The 23711-nt window shown below is 40.3% G+C and carries 14 protein-coding genes; 8 read left to right on the plus strand and 6 right to left on the minus strand.

The window, feature by feature from the left end:
* Window positions 1–133: 133 nt before the first annotated feature.
* Together uvrA and ACTJKC_RS04260 are read left to right on the plus strand one after the other, a co-directional pair.
* Window positions 134–2947 carry an excinuclease ABC subunit UvrA gene (uvrA, locus tag ACTJKC_RS04255; RefSeq protein WP_440790429.1) on the plus strand — a complete coding sequence of 938 codons (2814 nt, stop codon included), beginning with the start codon at window positions 134–136 and terminating at the stop codon, window positions 2945–2947.
* A gap of 8 nt (window positions 2948–2955) precedes the next feature.
* On the plus strand, window positions 2956–3609 hold the full coding sequence (locus ACTJKC_RS04260; protein ID WP_344848557.1) for a LysE family transporter: 654 nt from the start codon (window positions 2956–2958) through the stop codon (window positions 3607–3609).
* On the opposite strand, the gene ACTJKC_RS04265 is transcribed toward ACTJKC_RS04260, so the two are convergent.
* Window positions 3599–4921, minus strand: coding sequence for a peptidoglycan DD-metalloendopeptidase family protein (locus tag ACTJKC_RS04265; protein WP_440790430.1), 1323 nt, complete (start codon window positions 4919–4921; stop codon window positions 3599–3601). The two genes, ACTJKC_RS04260 and ACTJKC_RS04265, sit on opposite strands and share 11 nt — an antisense overlap.
* A 4-nt stretch (window positions 4922–4925) precedes the next feature.
* Entirely contained in the window at window positions 4926–5366 is a 441-nt protein-coding gene (locus ACTJKC_RS04270; protein WP_440790431.1) for a hypothetical protein, read from the minus strand.
* A gap of 197 nt (window positions 5367–5563) precedes the next feature.
* On the opposite strand from ACTJKC_RS04270, the gene ACTJKC_RS04275 reads away from it, so the two are divergent.
* From ACTJKC_RS04275 to ACTJKC_RS04285, 3 genes are read left to right on the plus strand one after another with little or no spacing between them, the layout of a single operon-like run.
* The gene (locus tag ACTJKC_RS04275) at window positions 5564–6409 is read left to right on the plus strand and encodes a metallophosphoesterase family protein (protein WP_440790432.1); all 846 of its coding nucleotides are present in this window, start codon (window positions 5564–5566) and stop codon (window positions 6407–6409) included.
* An 11-nt stretch (window positions 6410–6420) separates the two neighbouring features.
* Window positions 6421–7260 carry a hypothetical protein gene (locus ACTJKC_RS04280; RefSeq protein ID WP_440790433.1) on the plus strand — a complete coding sequence of 280 codons (840 nt, stop codon included), beginning with the start codon at window positions 6421–6423 and terminating at the stop codon, window positions 7258–7260.
* A 23-nt stretch (window positions 7261–7283) separates the two neighbouring features.
* On the plus strand, window positions 7284–9725 hold the full coding sequence (locus ACTJKC_RS04285) for a bifunctional YncE family protein/alkaline phosphatase family protein (RefSeq protein WP_440790434.1): 2442 nt from the start codon (window positions 7284–7286) through the stop codon (window positions 9723–9725).
* Window positions 9726–10195: 470 nt separating this feature from the next.
* Here ACTJKC_RS04285 and msrA read toward each other — a convergent pair whose 3' ends face one another.
* Entirely contained in the window at window positions 10196–10684 is a 489-nt protein-coding gene (gene msrA / locus ACTJKC_RS04290; protein ID WP_344848573.1) for a peptide-methionine (S)-S-oxide reductase MsrA, read from the minus strand.
* Window positions 10685–11073: 389 nt separating this feature from the next.
* Window positions 11074–12297, minus strand: coding sequence for a YdcF family protein (locus ACTJKC_RS04295; RefSeq protein ID WP_440790435.1), 1224 nt, complete (start codon window positions 12295–12297; stop codon window positions 11074–11076).
* Between the two features lie 347 nt (window positions 12298–12644).
* On the opposite strand from ACTJKC_RS04295, the gene ACTJKC_RS04300 reads away from it, so the two are divergent.
* Together ACTJKC_RS04300 and ACTJKC_RS04305 are read left to right on the plus strand one after the other, a co-directional pair.
* Window positions 12645–15917, plus strand: coding sequence for a SusC/RagA family TonB-linked outer membrane protein (locus ACTJKC_RS04300; protein WP_440790436.1), 3273 nt, complete (start codon window positions 12645–12647; stop codon window positions 15915–15917).
* A gap of 32 nt (window positions 15918–15949) precedes the next feature.
* Entirely contained in the window at window positions 15950–17473 is a 1524-nt protein-coding gene (locus ACTJKC_RS04305; protein WP_440790437.1) for a RagB/SusD family nutrient uptake outer membrane protein, read from the plus strand.
* Window positions 17474–17615: 142 nt separating this feature from the next.
* Here the strand turns inward: ACTJKC_RS04305 and ACTJKC_RS04310 are convergent, their stop codons facing one another.
* A complete protein-coding gene (locus ACTJKC_RS04310; RefSeq protein ID WP_344848585.1) occupies window positions 17616–18275 on the minus strand; it encodes a LexA family transcriptional regulator in 660 nt (219 codons plus the stop codon).
* Between the two features lie 87 nt (window positions 18276–18362).
* Here ACTJKC_RS04310 and ACTJKC_RS04315 point away from each other — a divergent pair, with 87 nt between their 5' ends.
* On the plus strand, window positions 18363–19520 hold the full coding sequence (locus tag ACTJKC_RS04315) for a hypothetical protein (RefSeq protein ID WP_440790438.1): 1158 nt from the start codon (window positions 18363–18365) through the stop codon (window positions 19518–19520).
* A 16-nt stretch (window positions 19521–19536) separates the two neighbouring features.
* Here the strand turns inward: ACTJKC_RS04315 and ACTJKC_RS04320 are convergent, their stop codons facing one another.
* Window positions 19537–23580 (minus strand): two-component regulator propeller domain-containing protein, encoded by a 4044-nt coding sequence (locus ACTJKC_RS04320; protein ID WP_440790439.1) that lies wholly within the window; start codon window positions 23578–23580, stop codon window positions 19537–19539.
* Window positions 23581–23711 lie beyond the last annotated feature (131 nt).

The raw sequence follows: 23711 nt of genomic DNA on the forward strand, positions 1-23711 counted from the left end.
AGAAAGTTATTTTTTTATCAAAAAACAAAAAATAAAATGTTAAAAAATAAATTAACCGTCTGAGTACCCTATTTTTGTAATTCCAAAAACCCTAACCACATTCTGGGGTTATACAATATATTCTTTACAATACATGAGCAAAAAAGAGGCCGAAAAAGATCCGCATAAAAATATTATCATAAAAGGTGCCCGCGTGCACAACCTAAAAAATATCGATGTTGCCATCCCCAAAAATAAACTTGTGGTGGTTACGGGTATGTCGGGTTCGGGCAAATCGTCGCTGGCTTTCGATACCTTATATGCCGAAGGACAACGCAGGTATGTAGAAAGTTTATCATCGTATGCCCGCCAGTTTATGGGACGGATGAATAAGCCTGATGTTGATTATATTAAAGGGATTGCCCCGGCAATTGCCATCGAACAAAAGGTAATTACTTCCAACCCACGCTCAACGGTTGGTACCTCTACCGAAATTTACGATTACCTGAAACTGCTTTTCTCGCGTATCGGTAAAACCATCTCGCCTGTTTCGGGCAAAGAGGTTAAAAAAGATTCGGTAAGTACGGTGGTAGATTATGTAAATGCCATGCCTGAAGATACTACGGTAACCATTTTTTGTCCGCTGTACCCGCACAATAACCGTACGATTAAAGAAGAACTGGCTATCTTATTGCAAAAAGGTTTTCTGCGTGTATTGATTAACGATAAAATTGAAAAAATAGAATCTGTTCTGGATGATGCTGATTTTAAGGATGCTGAATTAACAGATGATAAAACCGTTCAGATCCTGATTGACCGGATTGTAACCAACCAGGAAGAAGAAACTTTAAGCCGTTTGGCAGATTCGGCACAGACTGCATTTTTTGAAGGTAAAGGCGATTGTTATGTAGAAGCGCAAGGTACAACGAAACACTTTAGCGATCGTTTTGAGCTTGACGGAATTAAATTCGAAGAGCCTACACCAAACTTTTTCTCTTTCAATAACCCTTATGGCGCCTGTAAACGCTGCGAGGGGTATGGGAATGTGATCGGGATTGATGAAGACCTAGTAATTCCTGATAAGAGCAAAAGTGTATATGATAATGCAATTGCGCCATGGCGTGGTGAAAAAATGAATGTATGGCTGCAGAATTTTATTAAAGCTGCGCCGAAATTCGAATTTCCGATCCACCGCCCGTATAGTGCCTTAACCGAAAAAGAACAGCAATTACTTTGGACCGGAAATAAATATTTTGCCGGACTGGATGCTTTTTTTAAAGAACTGGAAGAGCAGACTTATAAAATACAGTACCGGGTAATGTTATCGCGTTACCGCGGAAAAACCACCTGTCCTGATTGTAAAGGTTCGCGCTTGCGTAAAGATGCTTCTTATGTTAAAATAGCCGAAAAATCAATTATCGATGTGGTTTTGATGCCATTATCAAAAGCTTTGGTTTTCTTTAACGAACTGAAATTAAGTGCAAATGATATCAAAATTGCCAAACGTTTACTGGCCGAAATTGATAACCGTTTCCTTTATTTAAATAATGTAGGTTTGGGTTACTTAACCTTAAACCGTTTATCGAATACTTTATCGGGAGGGGAATCTCAAAGGATTAATCTGGCTACCTCATTGGGAAGTAGTTTGGTGGGTTCTATTTACGTATTGGATGAACCCAGTATCGGTTTACACCCACGCGATACAAATAAACTAATCGAGGTATTGGTTTCGCTCCGTAATGTAGGCAATACCGTGATTGTGGTAGAGCACGAAGAAGAAATGATGCGTGCAGCCGATTATATTATTGATATCGGTCCCGAGGCAGGTACACACGGTGGTAACCTGGTTTTTAGTGGGAATTACGAAGAGATTTTAAAAGATAAAAACAGTTTAACCGGTCGTTATCTTTCAGGAGAAGAAAAAATTGCCATTCCGGAGAAACGCCGTAAATGGAAAGACCATATCCTGATTAAAGGCGCTAGGGAAAATAACCTGCAGAATATTGATGTGAAATTTCCGCTTGGTGTATTTACGGCGGTAAGTGGGGTTTCGGGTTCGGGTAAAACGAGTTTGGTTAAAAAAATCTTATATCCGGCGCTTCAAAAAGCAATCGGGAATTATGCGGGCGAGCAAACCGGTGCTTATGATGGCATTTTTGGGAATTACGACCTGGTAAGTGCGGTAGAAATGGTCGATCAGAATCCTATCGGACGTTCAAGCCGTTCTAACCCGGTTACCTATGTAAAAGCCTGGGATGATATCCGTGCACTATTTTCAGGTTTAGCATCTGCAAAAGCTGCAGGCTTAAAACCGGCTGCATTTTCTTTTAACGTAGAAGGTGGACGTTGCGATGTTTGCCAGGGCGAGGGGGAAGTGAAAATTGAGATGCAGTTTATGGCTGATATTTACCTGCCTTGCGAAGCCTGTAACGGTAAACGCTTTAAACAGCAGGTTTTAGATGTAACCTATAAGGAGAAAAACGTATCCGAAATTCTGGATATGACCATAGATGAAGCAGTTGATTTCTTTGAGGATGAACAAAAAATCCTCAACAAACTAAATCCTTTGGTTGATGTTGGTTTGGGTTATGTGCATTTAGGGCAGTCATCCAATACTTTATCAGGCGGGGAGGCGCAGCGTATTAAACTGGCTTCGTTCCTGATTAAAGGTAACAATGCCAATAAAACGCTGTTTATTTTTGATGAGCCTACCACCGGTTTGCACTTCCACGATATTAAAAAGCTGTTGAAGGCGCTGAATACGTTAATTGAACAGGGAAATACAATTTTAGTAATCGAACACAATATGGATATGATTAAATGTGCTGATTGGGTAATCGATATTGGTCCTGAAGGTGGTGATGGCGGCGGCCAGCTGGTGTTCGAAGGATTGCCTGAAGACCTGGTTAAGGTTGAAAAATCGTACACCGGAAAATATTTAGCATCGCATTTAAATTTAAATCCATAATTTCGGCAATGCTTTTTCTAACGTTTTTCATCGGCATCGTTCTCAATGCAATGGGTTATATACCCCCGGGCAATATCAATCTGACTGTTGCGCAACTGGCCATTAACAAAGGCATGCGCCAGGTTTGGTATTTTATCTTATCATTCTCCTGTGTAGAAGTATTTTTCACCTTCGGGATGATGCGTTTCGCGAGGTGGGCCATGAGTGATATCAACCCGAATGAGGCCGTAAGCGAAGTGCGCCTAAGTACCCTGGTTGATTGCTTTATGATTGTGATGTTTCTGGTGATGGGCACCATTACCTGGAGAAACCGGAAAAAAGTACCTAAAACGAGCAATAAAAAAGAGGATAAACGCAGCGGAAGTGTTTTATACGGATTAATTTTAGGGGTGCTAAATCCGGTCCAGATTCCATTCTGGCTATTTTTTGGCAATTATGTGATTTTACATCAGTGGATTGAAACCGATTACCTATCGCTGGTTATATTTAGTTTAGGTTCGGGTGTGGGTTCTTCGCTGGCACTTTATGTATATGCCCATTTTGCAACTTATATTCAGGAGAAATTTGCGTTAAGCAGTCTGATTATCAATAAATCAATCGCGATATTTTTATATGCACTGGCCGCTTATCTGGTAGTGAAACAGTTGATTGTTATTTTATAATCCAGCCGGTTTCTGCATCGGCACTGCCAATGAGTTGATAATTACCAAAGGTGCCTAAAAGGCTTACGGTTTGCCCTTCTTTTAACGTTGTTTTAACGGCAGCTAAACTATCGGGTTTATCATAAACTTTTTGCTGAAGTACATTTATTTTAAGCTTTTTCAAGGGCTCCGTTGCTTTTATCAGGCCATTGCTTTGAATAAAACCAATGCTACCATCAGGCAGTTCTGCCTTATAATAACTTCCTGTTGCGGCATTCGCCTGTACAATTGTGCCCGAATTTAGTGTAGCCAGAACAGTTGCTTTATTTTGTGGCGAAGCAAACATTTTAACGGCAGATGTGGTCCTTAAGGTTTTATTTAACCTGTTGCCCGGGGCAGTAACGTTCGCCGGAGTTTTGGTTACGGGATCTATAAAAGGCAATGGATTTACCGCACCGTTAAAAGTATAAACGCCAAAATGTAAGTGGGTAGGCGTAGCACGGGCATTGCCGGTATTTCCCATTAGGCCTAAGGTATCACCAATTTTTACTTCCTGTCCTTCTACCGCGATCTGTTCATCTAAATGGGCATAATATAAGGTATAATCTTTGCCTTTCGGGCGCATCCAAACCACTTTTCCACCCAGGTTATTTTCGTTTACCCGCGTTACCGTTCCTTCCGAAATGGCCAGAACAGGCGTTCTGAAATTGCCGAAAATGTCTACCCCTTCATGTTTTCTTGCATCATTATCCCTGCCATCTCCCCAATAACTTTTAATACTGTTGGTATTTTTCGATTTTATCGGGAAAGCAAGCGATGGACCGGCTGTAATCTCCAATTCGTAGGCCACATTCTGCAACAGTTCAGGTTGCAGCCTGATCAGATAAGTGCCGGTTTCATCAATATCGAAAACAATCGGATTGTTTAAAGTATCGGCCGAAGTTATAAGTTTTTGGGCCTGATCTGTGTTATACCAAACATCAATATAGATTAAAGCACCAACCGAGGGCGTTTTGGTCAGTTTTATGGTTAATTTTTGCCCTTTGGTTGCATTGAATTTATAAGCCGCCGCCGGAACTTTATCTGCGGCAAAATAACCGTTTTCTTTATAAGGAATATTAATGTTTAATGCTTTTTGCGTACTCACTGCAGCGGCATTTAACCATGCAGAACCCATCTCGGTTTTATCGAGACCCACATTCATTAATTTTCTTTGGTATTGCTCGTGCGGACTAGCAGCTTTAAACAGGTTAACAGATCCTGTTTTGCAGGAAATGATAAACATTGCAAAAGCAATAGAGAAAAACCACAAAAGTAATCGGGGAGTTTTCATTATGCTAAGCCTTTTTTAAGCGGTTAAACACGGCTGCAGTAACCAGTCCGCCGATGACGTACCAGGCCACCGTTAAAATCTTTGTTTTATCAGTTTTGGTAACCGGTGTATCATCCAAACCTATTTTGTCTGGGATGCTTATGGCGCCCAAGCCAGCAGTAATACCAGCAATTGCCCCTTTCAGATAAATATTTTTCCGGTCTCCTAAACCAATGGCACTATAATATAAACCATTGCTTATGATATCGCCGGCAAGGGTAGCCAGGTAAAGATCGTTGCCTCTGGGCGCTTCGAGGTTTAAACTATCCATCGATTTCGATAAAGCCTCTTCGCCCAAAAGATCAATCCTGGGTGCATCAGCATCGAGGTGCCTCGCACTTTCATGTAATATATTTAAGGCTGCAGCACCTGCAAAGCCAGCGAGTAATGATTTAAGTAGTTTCATAATAGAATAATCCCTGTAAGCCGTAAATTGTTTTATTGGGGTGGATATTATAGCTTTAGCTGCATTTGCAGATTGGTATTTGTTATAAAATTGATACACGGATAAGGTTCTGTTAACCTAATCATAACATTAAATTTATGTTTAAGAAGCCTGGTCAACCTATTATTGGGCTTTAATACAAAACATATTTTATCCTTATGTCTAACAGACGATTTTTCCTGAAAAATAGTTTGGCTGCTGCGGTTGTGGCCAGTATTTCGCCAGTTTTATCTTCATTTGCTGATGAGCAGCATCCTGTTTCTGCTAAAACTGGTAAAGCGCCGAAGTTGCGTTTTGCTATAGCCTCTGATGGCCATTACGGGCAACCGGGGACTGAATATAAACTTCATCACCAGAATATTGTGAAGTGGTTAAATGAAGCGCACGATAAAAATCCTTTAAATTTTGTAATCATTAACGGAGATCTGGTTCATGATCGCCCTGATTTGCTGCCTGAAGTTAAAAAAGATTATTACGATAAACTTAAGGTTCCTTTTTACGCCATTCCGGGCAACCACGATCATGCCGATACCAAAATATGGAAATCGGTTTTTGGTTATGAAGATAATTTTTCTTTCGAAAAAAACGGGGTAGGTTTTGTTCTGGCCAATACTTCGGATACCAAAGGAACTTATTTATGCCCTAATAACGATTTTTTAAAACAGGAACTGGACAAGTTCAAAAACCTCAAAACTGTTTTCGTGGTATTGCACATTCCACCACATTTTTGGGTACCCGAAAGTCCCTTTGTTGATTGTCCGGATACCATTAAATTATTGGATAGTTACCCCAATGTAAAGGCTGTTTTTCATGGCCACGACCATAGTCTTGATGCTGTTTTTTACACAGATAAACTTCCTCATTTTTTTGATGCACACATCGGCGGGAACTGGGGTACGGCTTATAAAGGTTACCGGATTGTAGAGGTTGATGAGAATGATAAAATTCAGACTTATCAGGTAAATGCAAGCCAGTCGCCAATGTTAAACGAAACCAAATTTTAACAATTACATCAATGAAAAGGACATTTTTGATGCTCATTTTTGCTTCTGCGGTATTTAACTGTGCTGCGCAAAAGATAAATGAAACCAAAACAGATGTTAAAGCAGGAACGGATGCTGCTCAGCCTTTTCTGTTTTCTTTAAATACCCTCACCGCAGAAAACCCGCGCTGGAATATCCATTACTCTGGTAGTTATGGCGAAAGAACCAACGGACAATTTGGCTATGATGGTTTGGGTCAGCAGTTTGGTGTTAAAGGCTATTTAGGCAGCAGATTTACTTTATATGCTACAGCTGCAATCGGTTTTGCCAATGCCGGTGGCATTACCTCTGCCCAACAGGCGGAAGTAATCAGGGATTTGGTTGGTGGAAAAGGTATTGCAGGCTTTCGGTTGGGTGCTGGTTTAGGTTTAAGCCGTGATTGGTCGAACATTGGCTCGGCAATCAGCCGGATTACTGCTTCATTCGACCGCACAAACTGGCGGATGGCGGGAAACCTCCGTTTCGAAAAAGCTTTTGATAAAACGAGAGACAAACTCGATTTTATTACCAGTTTTGGCTATCAGCACCGTGTTTCGAATGTCTTGTACATCGGTGTTGAAGCTTTAGGACAAGATTTAGAAGGTTTATGGGAAAAAGATGAGGCAGAAGGTGGCGCAAAAGTAATGCTTGGCCCGTCAATAAACCTGGAACCAAACCATTCCAAACTGTCGTTCTCCATCTCCGGCGGACCAGTTTTCTACGCCACACGCAGTCAGGTAATCCCATCTGAAGCGATCCGCGAAATCGGCTCCGTGGCCTCAGGCAATGGTTATACCATCAGGGCCCTGGTTAATTTTAATCTTCACCGCTAATATTGCGTATATTCAATAAGAAAATGAAAAATACATACTTTTTAATATTCTTGTGTTTCCTGATTATTCAAAAGGGATTTGCACAATTGCCTGGTAAAAACGAAGCCACAAAACAGATTTTATTGCCAAACGGATGGAAACTGAGTCCTGCAGGTCATTCCCTGCAATTGGGCGATCTGCCATTAAATATGCAGCTAAGTGCTTCGGGCAAGTACCTGGCCATTACCAATAACGGCCAAAGTACTCAATCGCTGCAATTGGTTGATGCCAAAACAGAAAAGATTATCGATGAAAAAGTTTTGAGCAAATCCTGGTATGGCATTGCTTTTAGTAAAGATGAAAAACACCTTTATGCTTCAGGCGGAAATGACAACTGGATTTTGGATTTCAATATCCAGAATGATAAACTGTGTAAAAGCGATACAATTAAACTAGGTCCGATCTGGCCAAAAGGCAAAATCAGCCCGGCGGGGATAGTGGTAAATAAAAACAACAATAAATTATATACCGTAACCAAGGAAGATAGCAGCTTATATATTATTAATCCGGGTGAGAAAAAGATCCTGAAGAAAATCCAGCTTCCGGCAATTGCTTATAGCTGTGTTTTATCTGCTGATGAAAGCAAACTGTATGCTTCCCTGTGGGGCGGAAAATCTGTTGCGGTTATCAACCTTGCTGCTGAAAAGATTGAAAGGCTCATCCCTGTAGGCGACCATCCAAACGAACTTTTACTTAACAAAAAAGGAAACATTCTCTTTGTGGCTAACGCAAATGACAATACCGTTTCGGTAATCAATACCTTAAATAATAAGGTAATCGAAACCATTGCCACCACGCTTTATGCTACGCAGTTAACCGGTTCTACTACCAATGGGCTGGCGCTGAGTGCCAATGAAAAAACCTTATACATTGCCAATGCAGATAATAATTGTCTGGCCGTTTTTGATGTAAGCAAACCAGGTGTAAGCCAGAGCCAGGGATTTATTCCGGTAGGCTGGTACCCCACAAGTGTTAAGGTTTTAGGATCGAAAATTTTGGTTACCAATGGTAAAGGCAATACTTCGATGGCGAACCCACAAGGGCCACAACCCATTTCTAAGGTAGATAACAGTGGTTACCAAATGGGCAGCACGGCCAATAGCAGGCTGCAATATATAGCAGGATTGTTTAAAGGAACATTATCTTTTATCGATGCCCCAAAGCCCGAGCAATTAAAAATATATACCAAACAGGTTTATGCCAATACACCTTTTACTGATAAACGTACGGTTACTGCGGATGGTGAAGCCGGCAACCCGGTTCCACGTAAACAGGGCGAAAAATCACCGATTAAACATGTTTTTTATATCATTAAAGAAAACAGAACTTACGACCAGGTACTAGGCGATGTTGCAAAAGGAAACGGTGACTCTACGTTAACGCTTTTTGGTAGAAAAATTACGCCTAATCAGCATGCTTTTGCTGAAAATTATGTGCTGCTCGATAATTTTTATGTAGATGCAGAAGTAAGTGCCGATGGACACAACTGGAGCATGGCCGCTTATGCCACCGATGTAGTGGAGAAAACATGGCCAACCAGTTATGGTGCACGTGGTGGCAGTACAACTTTTGAAGGAGGACGGCCGGTTACCTACCCTAAAGGTGGCTTTATCTGGGATTACTGTCAGCGGGCTGGCGTAAGTTACCGCAGTTATGGCGAATTTGGCGACTACGGCAAAGCAAATATCAAATCGTTGCAGGGCCACATGTGTGCAGCTTCTCCGGGTTTTGATATGGACATTAAAGATCAGGTGCGGGTAGATGCCTGGCAGCACGATTTCGATTCGTTACTGGTGGCCGGTGTGGTACCTCAGTTTAATACTTTAAGAATTTCTAACGATCATACCAGCGGACAAAAGAAAGGGAAATATTCGCCACAGGCTGCGGTTGCAGATAACGATTTAGCTGTTGGCCGTATTTTGGAACATTTATCACATAGTAAAATCTGGAAGGAATCGGTTGTGTTTATTCTGGAAGATGATGCACAGAATGGTCCCGACCATGTTGATGCGCACCGTTCGCCCGCGTATGTGGTTGGTCCTTACGTAAAAAGGAATACGCCTGTACATACCATGTACTCTACTTCAGGTTTTTTAAGAACCATGGAACTTATTTTAGGACTACCGCCAATGAGCCAGTATGATGCTGCCGCCATGCCCTTGTATGAATGTTTTACGGCTAAGCCCGATTTTACACCTTATAACGTGCTGCAGCCGCTTATCGATCTGGATACCCGGAATGTAGCCGTGAATGAGAGCAGTAAACGTTCTGAACTGTTCAACTTTGCCAAAGAAGATGCTGCACCCGATTTAGATTTAAATGAAGTGGTTTGGAAATCGGTTAAAGGCGAGCAATCGGTAATGCCGGCACCCAAACGCAGTGCCTTTGTAATTTTGGAGAAAAAGAAAAAAGACGATGATGATTAGTGACTATTCATGATTACGTTTTAAAAGTGATCGTCATTGCTAGGAACGAAGCAATCTTAAATCGCTCGCTATTAGCGATAGTTGTAAGATTGCTTTGTCGGCTGAAAATGCCTCCTCGCAATGACGATTCCTCTCCGGCACGTTGCACTAAAAAAAATCTTTCACTAATATTGACTTTTGTAAAATCAATTATCCTTCAGATAAAAAAAGGGATTTTAGCAGCAATCAGGTTTAAATGGATAATATTTGCACTATTAAAGGTTGATTAGCATAATGCAGCCCTAAATAGTATTCCTGACAGTGCCACCTAAACCTGATGGCAGCGGTCCCGATTTTTCATCGGGATTAAGCGAACAGCAGGGCAGGATGAAAAAAATGCTACTGTATCCGATTTCCATCAAAAGAAACTGTTTCTTTGCTTTCTGCCAATCACTTCCCCGAAGAGTCGGGCCTTGTTATAACGATCTTCTTTACAGCTTCCAGTCTGGTCTTTCGAAATGGCAGGTATAACCATAAGGATTTTTCTGCAAATAATCCTGGTGTTCTTCTTCCGCATTCCAGAAATCTGTTTCAGGTACCACCTCGGTTACAATTTTACCTGGCCATTTGCCAGATGCATCCAGCTCTGCAATTAATGTATTTGCGGTATCTTTTTGTTCATCACTATTGTAAAAAATGGCAGAGCGGTAAGAGGTACCTACATCATTTCCCTGTCTGTTGCGTGTGCTTGGATCGTGGATCTGAAAAAAGTATTCTAATAATTTACGGTAGGTTAAAACAGTGGGATCAAAGGTAACTTCAATGGCTTCGGCATGTGTACCATGATTCCGGTAGGTGGCATTGGGCACATCGCCACCGGTATAACCTACAACGGTAGAAATTACACCCGGGTAATGACGGAGCAGTTCTTCTACTCCCCAAAAGCAGCCGCCTGCAAGTATGGCTTTTTCAGTATTCATATATCTTCCTTTTTTTGATTAATAAAGATACGACGAAGATGTGTAAAGGGAAAGTAAAGAAGGATGCCGTTTAGTTGTATAGGGTAAAACAAAACGGATATTTGGCGCGCAAGTTTTGTACCAATACAAAGCTTCTTCCCGACCTCCACATTTAAGCTTTCCCGAAAATTCAGGATGCCTTGTTGCTGTATGATGCATAAACCCTTGTCAATAAGACCCGACAGCAGCGGTTTCGATCCTTCATCGGAAGTAGCGAATGGCGGGACTGCAAACCGCCAGGAACTACAGGTTGCTCATTTCCTGAGGTTAATAAATGTCATTTGGATTAATCAGGCTCTTATTGCTTTGCTAATACATATCGCGTAGCACCAAACGCACATCGACAACCTTTAAGGATCTAATGGCTCGTCAAAATCGATTTGTAAAGATGTGGTATTCAGGTAAAATTCAGATTCGGTTTCGCTCAAACGTTTTCCGTTTTTGTATGGATAGTAGCCCAGCTCTTTTTTACAACGTTCCAGCAGGATATCGGTAATGTAATAACTCTGCGATTTTACGGTGCAAACCATTCCCGGTTTGTCAATTGGCATTCCGTACCTGAACATCAGCCTTGCACAATTCCGCAGATTGGTGGTGGTATGGCGGGCGTGCGGTTCCATAATAATAGCGCTTTCGGGTATCTGAAGTGTTTCCATTAAAAATTTCTTCATTTCATAAGCTTCGCTGAATTTGGTTTTATAGGGATGCACCCTTCCGCCCGAAACAACGATGAATGGTGCCATGCCTTTCTGGTATTGCAGGGCAGCTAAGCGACAGCGGATCATGCCTCCGGCACTTAGTGCAACCTCTTTTTCCTCTGGTCCGGCACCAGGCACTAAAATCAAACTATATGGATATTTTTTCCAATCCGTTTTTTTGATCTGGTTAAAGGCCGCAAGGTTTACGCCTTTTAGCATGGGTTCATAATCAGCTGCATCGTTTCTTTCGTTTAGTTCCAAGGCCGTTAAAGCAAATTGCATGGCAGGTTCAAAAAACAGGTTGTCCTTATTTTGCAGGGTTAAACCGGCACTGGCTGCAGTAAGTTCTGCGTATTCCTTATCTTTTGAACTGAAACTAATGGAATCGATTTTGGGATAATTGGGCTTATTCCCCTCAATATATATCCCAATAGCGTAATTGATGGCCTTAGCATCCTGTTCCCAGGCTTTGATTAAAAGATCTTTGTGAGTTTCTTTATTGTACATAGCATAACACCCTGAAGGATTTAAATGGTTCATCACCAATTTCCCCAGTGCATTATTATCGGAGTAAATAGCCGCCAGTCGGTTGCTAATATCTGCGATTTCTGCTGTAGAAAATTTTAAAGCTTTGGCATAACAAGAGATTTCGGCCCTGCAGTTTTTCAGGGATTCGTTTACCTGTGCTGTTTTCGATTTCAGCGCACTTTGTAATGCCGTATCAGCTGCAAGCATTTTACGCAGTTCGGGCAGTTGCTGAAATAAAGTAAGCAGGTAATAATTTTTGTATTGTACCTCGTTTCTGGTTTTGATTAGCGGATAAGATTGAACAGGTAAATTCTGCGCGGATATGCTTTTACAAAACAGGCAAAGCAATAGGCAAAATAAAAGGATTTCATTTAAAAAATTTTGATTGCAAATTTAAAGATAAGGCGTTAACCAAACATTAACAAGGCGTTACGATTTAGATACTATTAAATCGATTTAGTTTGTGATTGAAGTTGGTTAATGTTAATTTAAAGTACCGGTCAAAATCGGTACACAGAGTTAACATTAGGGATACATAGTGTTAAAAATACACTTATACTTTTGTCGCCGTAGAACGCTCCATAAATTAACCTGTTAATCGTAAAAAGGATAAGCCTATGTAAATGTGAAATCTACAATCTGCTTAAAAAACAAAACCCCAATTATATTTCAAAACCATTACTAAGAACAAAAAGATGACATCATTTTTTTTAACCGCGGGTATAAAAAATACCTGTAGGAAACTGCTATTGCCTTTAGGATTACTCGCCATCTGTAATTCAGAAGCAATCGCAATAAATTACGGTGTAACTGCACCGGGATTGCACCTTAAAGCATTTGCATCTGTAAGTGGAACGGTTACCGACCAGAATAACCTGCCTTTACCCGGTGTAAGTGTATTTGACAAAAAAAACAAAAAAACAACAGTTACCGATATCAATGGTAAATACTCAATCAATGTTGATGAAGGCGCTGTACTGGTATTCTCATACATTGGTTACGATAACCAGGAAGTGGTGGTTAACGGCCGCCAGAATATCAATATCATTTTAAAAGAAAGCAGCAATACATTAAATGAAGTAGTGGCCATTGGTTACCAGAAAATCAGGAAATCGGATGTAACGGGTGCCATCAGCAGCGTTAAGGCGAGTGAAATGAATTTAAGCTCGCCAACGGTTGGCCAGGCTTTGGTTGGTAAGGTTGCGGGTGTACAGGTATCGCAAACTACAGGCGCACCGTATGCCAGTACAAAAATCCGTGTTAGGGGTGTAGGCTCTATCAATGCCAGTTCCGACCCGCTATATGTAATTGATGGCTATCCTTCCGGGAACAACGTTTTTATCAATCCGGAGGACATAGAAACCATCGACATTTTAAAAGATGCGGCATCAGCGGCCATTTACGGATCAAGGGCATCGGGTGGTGTGGTGATGATTACCACTAAAAAAGGTAAAGACGGAAAGGGACGTTTCGAATACGATGTTCAGGCGGGTATGACACAACTGGCCAAAAAAGTAAAATTATTAGATGCGGGGCAGTTTATCCAGCTGATGATAGACGGACGTAATAATGCTTATAAAGATTTAGTGGTTAACGGAGGCAAAATTACCTGGAACGATGCGATGTTTTCGGATAATAATGCTACCCGTACAAAAAATGTAGGCAATGGTTCATCGGTAAGTATTCCAACAGATATCTATAATTTTGCCACACAAACGGCAATTGCTCCTGCAAATAATACCGATTGGCAGGATGTACTATACAGAAATGCATTTTTTCAGCGCCACAACCTTTCATTCTCTGGTGGAAATAAAGACATTAAATACTTTGTAAGTGGCGGTTATCAGGATCAGGACGGTATTGTAACCAATACAGCCATGAGATCTTTAAACTTCCGTACCAATATTGAAGGACAGGTAAGTAAGCGCTTAAAAGTGGGTGCAAATATTGCTTTAACGCAAACCAATAATAAAGAAGTTGGCGAAGGCCGTTTCAGTCCGATGATGTCGGCACTGCTTTATCTGCCTTATCTTCCTGCATACGATGCCAATGGCAATCCGGCTAAATACGGCATGTCTGCACTGGCCAACGAGTTTGGTTACCAGGGACTGGAAAATCCGCTGGCTACTGTAAATGAAATGAAAATTAACCGCCTGGGCAACCGCAATAATTACAATGCGTACGCTACCTATGATATTTTGGACGGTTTAACATTTAAGGCCAATTTAGGTGCACAAAACTATAGCGAAAAGTACGATTATTACCGTCCGGGTAGCTTAAGCAATGGTGGTGGTAACGCACCATATTCGGTTTCATCACTGGCTGCGGCAAATGCAGTGGCACAGAACTATACCACAGTTGATAAGCTTGCCGAGTTTACCTTAAATTATAATAAAAAGATTGGCAAACACAGTCTGGATGTATTGGGCGGATATTCTGCACAGCAAACCAATACCGATCTGGTAAGGGTAACGGCAACCGGATTTACCAGCGACAGGATTGGTGAAATATCTGATAAAGGGGCACTAAATACCGATTTTGTATTAAACTCTGCAGTTAAAACTGTTACTACGCTGCTTTCTTATTTTGGTCGTTTAAGCTATAATTTCGATAGCAAATATTTCCTGACGGGATCTTTCCGTACCGACGGATCATCAAGGTTTGGTCCTAAAAACAAATGGGGCGTTTTCCCTTCAGTTGCTGCGGGCTGGAATTTATCGCAGGAAGACTGGTATAACGAGTTTTTAGGAAAAGGTTCTGCTGTTAAATTAAGGGCAAGCTGGGGATTAAGCGGAAACAACAACATTGGCGATTATAACCATACGCAAACCATGAGTACACCTGGTGGAACTATTTTTGGTCCGGGTAATGCTATCACTACAGCAGTTTGGGCCGGTAACATCAAAGACCAGAGCCTGGGATGGGAATCTACTTCACAATATAACCTTGGTACCGATTTAAGTTTCTTTAATGGTCGTTTATCGGTAATTGCCAATTATTATTACAGTTTATCGTATAATTTATTGTTTAATCAGCCAATTTCAGCCATTTCGGGGACTTCTACCATTTTAACCAATTTAAAAAACAGTAAAATAAGAAATACAGGTTTCGATTTACAACTGGATGGCCGCATCATCAACACCGATGATTTTACTTTGGGTTTAAGCGGTAATATTGCCTTAAACAAAAATAAAGTACTCGATCTGGGTGGTAACAGCACCATTTACAGTTTTGGTGCAGAAAGACAGTACATTACACACGTTACCCAGGAAGGACAACCTATTGGTATGTTTTACGGCTTTAAAGTTTTGGGCAGGGTAACACCAGAACTGGTGGGTAAAGTAGCGCCATCGGCTGCACAATCGAACAGTCAGAAAGTGGGCGACCTTTATTTCGAAGACACCAATGGCGACGGAATTGTAAACGATGCAGATAAAAAAATCATCGGAAGCCCGTATCCTGATTTTACCTATGGTTTTGCCGTAAATGCAAGTTATAAGGCTTTTGATATCAGGGCTTCTTTTAACGGATCGTATGGAAATCAGGTATTAGACGGGCAAGATTATTACCTGTACAATTTTGAAGGATCGGGCAATCAGTACGTAGAAGTGGCCGATCGATACAGGAACGAGGCCAACCCGGGTAGTGGCCTAAACTACCGTGCATCACGCGCAGGTACACAAAGCAACAGTACACGTTTATCTTCATTCTACCTTCAGGATGGTTCTTACTTGAGGTGTACCAATATCACTTTGGGCTATAACATCCCTAAAACGTTAGCTAAGCACCTGCATGTAGAAAATATCAGGGTTTTTGGTAGCGTAGACAATGCCTTTACAATTACCGATTACAAAGGATATAACCCGGAGGTTGATTACAACGCTGGTGCAAACTTAACCCCTGGCGTTGATTATGGCAATTATCCATTGGCCAGAGCTTACAATTTAGGTGTTAAATTAACTTTTTAATCCACCTTAAACCATCATTAAAATATATCAAAATGAGAAAAAATATATTCATAGTTTTTTTAGGTCTGATTTCACTATCGGCCTGTAAAAAAGATTTTCTTGATCAAAAAAGTCCTAATGCAGTAACTGTTGACCAGTTTTTTGCTTCACCTAACGATGTACAGCTTGCCGTTAACGGTATTTATCAATCATTAAGGAGTGGCAGTAATATTGGCGAGGGCAGCGGCCTGTACACCGATCAGCGTTCGGATGATACAGGTACCAACGATAACCAGTCGAATGCGGGCGAACCTTTCCAGTTTGGCAATTTTAGCATTCTGCCAAGTAACAGTTATTTAAAAGGCCATTGGGGAAGTTTGTACCAAACCATCAGCAGATGTAACGTAGTTACTTCGAATATTGATAAAGTAAGTTTCCCAAGCCAGGATACAAAAGGGCAGTACCTTGCCGAAGCCAAATTTATCAGGGCCCTGATGTACTTTCATTTGGTTAGAAAATGGGGAGATGTACCTCTGGTAACCAAACAGTTAACCAGTAGCGAAGAAGTATTGGCCAATACCTCACGCCAGCCACAGGCAACGGTTTATGCCCAGATTGTTGCCGATTTAAAAGATGCCTTAACCAGCACACTGCCTAACCTGCAAACAGGGTCAGGTTTGGGCCGGGTATCAAAAGCTGCTATAAACGGATTATTAGGACAGGTTTATTTAACCATGGCCACTACTTTTGAAAACGGTAAGGCAGATAACCTTACCAATGCCAGCACGTATTTATTGGCGGCTTATAACATGAAAAGTTTTGGTACCTTAGCCAGCATACCTTATGCAGATGTGTTTGATGTAACAAAGAAAAACAGTAATCCGGAGGTTATATTTGAAATTGTAAACTATCAGGGCAATATAAATTATGCATCGAGTATTGCGGCAGATAACCAGCCTTTTGGTGAAACCATTAACTCAAGAAAAGCGCCTACAGGTGTTGGAGGCAATGTAACACCCGATCTGGTACTGGATTATGAAACCGGCGACCCAAGAAAAGATTTCTCAATTAAATATGCAGCTGATACCAGGGTGTTAGACTGGTATGTAAGCAAATACCGCGATGCAAGTGATGCCGCCGGAGTGAACGGTTATGGTGGAAATAACTGCCCGCTGATGCGTTATGCCGATATTATTTTAATGCTTGCTGAAGTAAACATGCTGCAGGGTAATGATGGTGTAGCTATTCAGTATTTAGATATGGTAAGGGCAAGGGCTGGTGTGCCTTTATATGCCGTTGCACGTACAGATGCCAATTACAATACAAAATATCCTACGCTTAAACTGGCTATTTTGCACGAGCGGAGGGTAGAACTTGCCTTTGAACACCAAAGATGGTTTGATTTGTTGCGCTTTTTCACTACTGATGAACTTGTAGCCTATTTCCGTGCCAAATCTCAATCTAATTTTGGTAACGCAAAGTTGAGCAACTTTACCACTAAAGACAGGTATTTCCCTATTCCTTTTGATGAAGTTAAACTCGATCCGGTTAAAATGTACCAGAATCCGGGGTATTAATCTTAAATCAAAGAAGCCAGTTTTTTAAAACCTGGCTTCTTTTTCTAATACTAATTTGCAGTTGGCAGTTTGCAATTGCCGGTTTGCTGTTAACAATTAACCAGTTAACCAATTTAACCAGTTAACCAACTGCCCCATGCCTCTAAATAATATTCCGCGTAATTTTTCCCTTAATAATATAAAGCGATTGAATGTTCTTTTTATCGATTACTGTATCACCAGTAAAATCGGGGTTTGATGAACGGAGGATTAATTTTGCATTATCCGGGTGCTGAAAAATCAGTTTTATGGTGCGCAAACTATTGCTTTCCTCATCCGTCATTACCACATAAGCTTCTCCCCATTGTAATATTTCCAGATTAATAATTTCTTTAACCGCAATAATTTCGCCGGCAGCATATTTTGGGTACATGCTATCGCCATATACAGGCAAATAAGCAGTACAATCATTAAAAGGAAGGTAATTTACCAGGTACTCTGCCCTTTCTTCCTGTACAATCAGATCTTTTGCATCCGATAAACTCATGTCGAAATACGGAACCCCCTCTTTACTTTCACTAACGCCTGGCTTCTTTTTAAAAAAGGGTTCACCTGTTCCGGTTTCAAACCAGGTTAAATTTACATCGAATTTAAGTTCCAGTTTATCTTTAATGGCATTTGATACTTTTAAACCGCCTCTTTCGCGAAGAACATCCGATAAAGAGCCTTGTTTAATATTCAGCGCTATCGCAAAGTCTTTCTGTGTCCTGAATTTTAGCAAATCCATTAATATTTTTAATCGCTGGTTTTCAGTTTGTTGCATAATTATTTTAAGATTTTCTTATTTTTTATAAGTAATTACTTATTTATTTTGCTAAATTCGTTAGCTAATATAATAAAAATACAAGGTATGGAAGGAGTATATCATTTTAAAAAAGAAACCGTGAGTTTTATTAATGCCATCGAAAGCTTTTTTGCTATGGGAAGTATTAACACCAGTTTACAGTTTTTAAAAACCTGGTTAAATCCGCCACAGAACGAATATGATTATTCGCCACAGAAGCATCCGGCACAGCTACTACGTTTTTACGAAAAACTACTCCCGCTTTTCGATTATTCTGACCTGATTTTTAACCACAGGGAAGCAGATACTGATTTTGTAAAAGCCATTACGGCCGATGAAAGCAGTTTGGAACGGGAATCGGTTCTGCTTGATTATAGTCCGAAATTGTTAAGCAAAGGGGAAATGCAAAATCCTAAATTAATTTTTCTGGAAATGTACCTGTTCTTTCAATCCCATAGCTATAAAATTGCCTATAAAGAATGGCTGCTGGCCGGGTTGGAAAATACACTCGATCAGGAGTGGGATGCCCATATTTACGAAGTGTATGGCAATACCAGGAAAATGCTGGAAGCCTGCTGGTTAATCCATGAAAGGATTGTTACTAAAAATAGCTTTAAAAGTATCGACAGGTATTATCATTTAGCGGTGTTTGAAAGTACATCACCTCTGGCTTTTGATCATAATCTTTTCCAAAATCCATTTGCCGTAATTGAGCATTTTTTTACGTTAGATAGTCTTGCGGGGCACAAAACTTATCTTAAAAACTGGTATAAAATAGCCCTGGCAAAAGAAAGCCATGTGAATAACAGTTCGAATTACTTTTTCTTTTATAACCAGTTTACACAATTGCTTAATGCCGGTTACATTATTGCCGCTAAAAAACTGATATATAAACAATATGTTGTAAAAGAGGCAGATTATGCAGCTATTGAAGCATATCAAACCCAATTGTGTGAGGTAAATACCCTGCCACCTCATCATGTTAAAAATCCATATTTATTTATTGAAACTTTTTTTGTGCCCGAAAAAATTAAACAATTGCGTTTGGGGCTTTTAGAGTGGCTTTATGCAGCCTTTAGCAATAAAAGCAGCATTAAATTAATGGAAAAAGAATACCTTTTTGAACAATACGAAAATATGCAGATGATTATAGAAGCATTTTTTCTGGTAATTAATGATCCACAGCTGGGGGAAGAAGAAGATTGGGTTGTTTATTTGGAATAGCGTACAAAATTCATTATCAGCTATCACCCATAAACTCACTTGGTGTTTTACCAAAGTGCTTTTTAAACTCCGAGCTAAAGTATTTTCTATCGCTAAAACCTACAGCATAAGCAATTTCGGCAATATTACCTGAACCCTGTTTAAGCAGCTGTGCCGCCCTTTTTATCCTGAGCGATTTAATAAAATCGTTTACAGAAAGATCGGTTAGTGCCCTGATTTTTTTATACAACACAGGCTGACTCATGCCAATTGCCGAAGCCAGGGCAGGTACATCAAAATCGGGATCAGCGATACGGTCTTCAATAACCTGTATAATTTTATTCAGGAAATTTTGCTCGGTGGTGTTAATTACCAGGTTTTTAGGTTCTAATGTAATTACCTGCGCAAATTTTTGTTTAAGGGTTTCGCGGGCGGTTAAAAGGTTCTGGATATTGAGTTCCAGGATTTTTAGATTAAAAGGTTTCATGATATAGGCATCGGCGCCATTTTCAAAACCATTAATCTGATGCACATAAGCCGATCGGGCGGTTAATAATACAACCGGGATATGACTCGTACTTTCATCTGTTTTCAATTTGCGGCATAACTCAAGGCCATCCATTACCGGCATCATCACATCACTGATAATCAGATCAGGGATAAGTTCCAGTGCACAGGCTAAACCGGTAGCGCCGTTTTCACTTTCATAAATGCTGTATTGATCTTTCAGCGCATTTTTAATAAAAGCCCTTACATCTTCATTATCTTCAACCAATAAAATACTTTTTCTCTCTTTTTCTGCAACTGGTAGCGCTATAATGTTTTCTTCTTTTAAGTATCCGGCAGGTGTTGCAGGTGCACTGTAATTGGCTGCATCGTCGTAGTAAACATAATCGGAGATTAAATCTGTACTGTTAAAATGCGCTTTTCCGGTTTTTAAACTTACCGTAAAGCAGGTGGCACCAAATGTTTTTTCATTTTGGGGTGTACTGCTAAAAGTGATTTCACCATGGTGCAGTTCTACAATACTTTTCGATAGGGATAACCCTAAACCTGTACCGATGGTTGAGTTTGCGTTGGCCTGGTAAAAATTGGCAAACAGGCTGGCCTGGTTTTCAAGAGGGATCCCTTTTCCATTATCGCAGATCAGGATGTTAATGTTTTGATTTTCCTGGTAAATTTTTAAACTTATTTTTCCATGATTAGGGGTAAACTTAAATGCATTTGATAATAAGTTAAACAATACTTTTTCCATTTGTACCTTATCAAAATAAAGCTCAAATTCGGGTGGCGTGGTTTCGAAAACATAATCAATATTTTTGGAGATCGCCATGTTCTGAAAGGCGAGAAATATTTCCCTGCAGAATTTAACAATATCGCCCGGACTTACATGTAAAGTCATTTTTCCACTTTCTGCTTTTCTAAAATCAAGCAGTTCGGTAACGAGGTTCATTAAACGATCGGCATTGTTTTTAATGGGCTGCAGGTCTCTGTTCAGGGAGGGATCGTCTTTTGCATTTTCAATCAGTTTATCCAACGGACCAACAATCAGTGTTAAAGGCGTACGGATTTCGTGCGAAATATTGGTGAAAAACTCAAGTTTATGTTCGTTAACTTCTTTTTCGGTTTTGAGCACGGCCCTGATCAGTAAATAGCGTACAAATACGATGGATATGCCTGCAAAAACACCGAAATAGATGAGATATGCCCACCAGGTTCTGTAAAACGGTGGTAATACCTTAATCTGTATTGTGCTGATGGTATTAGTCCAAAGCCCGTCATTATTGGTGCCTTTAACCATCAGGGTATAATTTCCGGGAGAAAGATTGGTATAACTGGCAGAAGGAATGTCTACATAGTTCCAGTTTTTTTCAAAGCCATCAAGCTTGTAGGCATAATGGTTTTTATCTGCTTTTATAAAGTTTAACAACGTGAAATCGATAGCAAATACATTTTGATCGGATGAAAATGTGATTGATTTGAGGGTGCTGATGTTCTGTTTAAGCGGTCCACCCTGATCGCTTAAATTTACAGTCTTATTAAACAGCTTTAACCCGGTAAATATAACGGGAGGGGTGTTTTTATTTTCTTTAATTTCGTTTGGGTAAAAGCTCACCATTCCGCTTAATCCACCAAAGAAAAAAGCTCCCTTGCTGTCTTTCAGGAACGATTTGTAATTAAATTCATTACCCGGCAAACCGTCTTTGGTATTGTAGGTTTTAAAGGTTTTCTGTTTCGGGTTATACTTGCACAAACCTTTGTCGGTCGTAATCCACAGGTTCCGGAAATCGTCTTCTAAAATTCCCATAATGTTGTTGCTGGGTAAGCCATCTGCAGCAGTAATCCTGATATAGCGGTGATGTGCTGCATCAAGTTTAAAGAGTCCATTACGCAGCGTCCCGATGAGTAAATACCCATCTTTATCTTCCGTTAAACAACTCACCTCATTGTATTTTAAAATTTCCGGCGCTGCGGCCACGCGACCAATAAACCTGGACGAATCTTTTTTTAGCTGGTAAAGTCCTGAATTGGTGGCCACCCAGAGGCTTCTTTTAGTATCCTCGAATATATTAAGTACAGCATCAGAAAGCCCGTTTAAGCGGTTGCGGATAAATTTTCCGGTTGTTGCATTAAAAGTATTAAGGCCACCATTGGTGCCTACCCAAAACCGGCCGTAACTGTCTTCAAAAACGGAGGTAATTTCGTCGCTACTTAGTGATGAGGTGTCGTTTTTACTGCTGTTGTACCTTACAAAAGTCTTGGTTTCAGGTTGAAAAAGATTTAATCCTCCATAATGGGTACCCACCCAAATCCTGTTTTTTTTATCTCTTATTACAGCTTTAACCAGGTTTGCACTTAAGCTTTTGGGGTTATTGGGGTTGTACTTGTAACGGATAAAGGTATTGTTTTTCCTGTCGTAATAATTCAGCCCCTCGCCCTCCGTACCGATCCACAGATTTTGATTCTGATCTTCCATAATCGAACTGATTACGTTGCTGCTTAAACCATTTGCGGCGGTATTGCTCCGGTAAACTTTAAAAGGCGTATAATTAGGATAAACCATGTTGATGGCGCCGTAATAGGTGCCTGTCCAAATGATTCCCTGCCGGTCCTGATAAATATCGTAAACAGAGTTCTGACTTAAACTGGAAGGGTTTTCCGGTTCATTTTGTAAAGTGCTGAAGCTTTTGGTAGCAGGATCATAAATATTAATGCCATGTAAACTTCCGATCCATAGTTTTCCTTCCCGGTCGAGTATAATTTTCCGGATGTTATTGCTGCTTATTCCCTTTGGATTAAGGCTTGAGTATCTGTAATTGGTAATGTTCCTGGTACTCAGGTTTAGTTTACTTATACCAGTTTGTTTGGTGGCAATCCACAGGTTGTTTTCACGGTCTTCTGCCATGCTGGTAATGTGGTTATCAATTGCACTGTTAAGCGCCTCACTAAATTGCTTAAAATAAGTCAGGTAGCTTTTGCCATTTTTAAAAACCATACGCATTAAGCCGTTAGAAGTACTCAGCCACAAAGCACCGGAATGATCTTCGGCAATGGTATAAATTTTCAGAGGCTGCTTTTTCTGATAAAAAAAACGTTTAAATGTATATCTCTCTTTTTGGTTGAGAAGGTTCAGGCCATTGCTGGTACCAATCCAAACACGGTTTTGTTTATCCTGAAAAATGCAGTTTATTGCAGAGGCGCTAATGCTGTTAGAGGCGTTATCGTTATGCTTATAACAGTCAAAATCATCGCCGGCTTCATTGTATTTATTAAGGCCTTGCGATGTGCCAATTAGCAATGTGCCGTCTTTTAAAGCTAAAATTGTTGATAGATAGGAGGAAAAGCTGAGGCTTTTTGGGTTACCGTTTTGGTGGTTATATACTTTAAAAGATTGCGAGTCGTATTTGTTTAAGCCAAAGCGGGTACCAAACCACATAAAACCTTTACCATCCTGGGCAATTGATAATACAGAACTTTGAGAAAGCCCGTTTTCTACATTGAGGTGTTTAAAAGCGTATTTGTTCTGGGCATGAGATAAAGAGATAAAAAAAACTAATGTACATGTAAACAGGGATTTCATGTTGGTGTAAAATGAAGGATGGCTAGCTTTTATCAATTAAAAGTACAAAATGTTTCCATTATAAAAACAAGATGCCTTTAGCGCAGGCAATTTTAACAATTATCTGCCTGTTTGTTCCCTTTTTAATGTTG

This window comes from Pedobacter sp. 22226 (assembly GCF_052045455.1).
Classification (GTDB): Bacteria; Bacteroidota; Bacteroidia; order Sphingobacteriales; family Sphingobacteriaceae; genus Pedobacter; species Pedobacter jeongneungensis.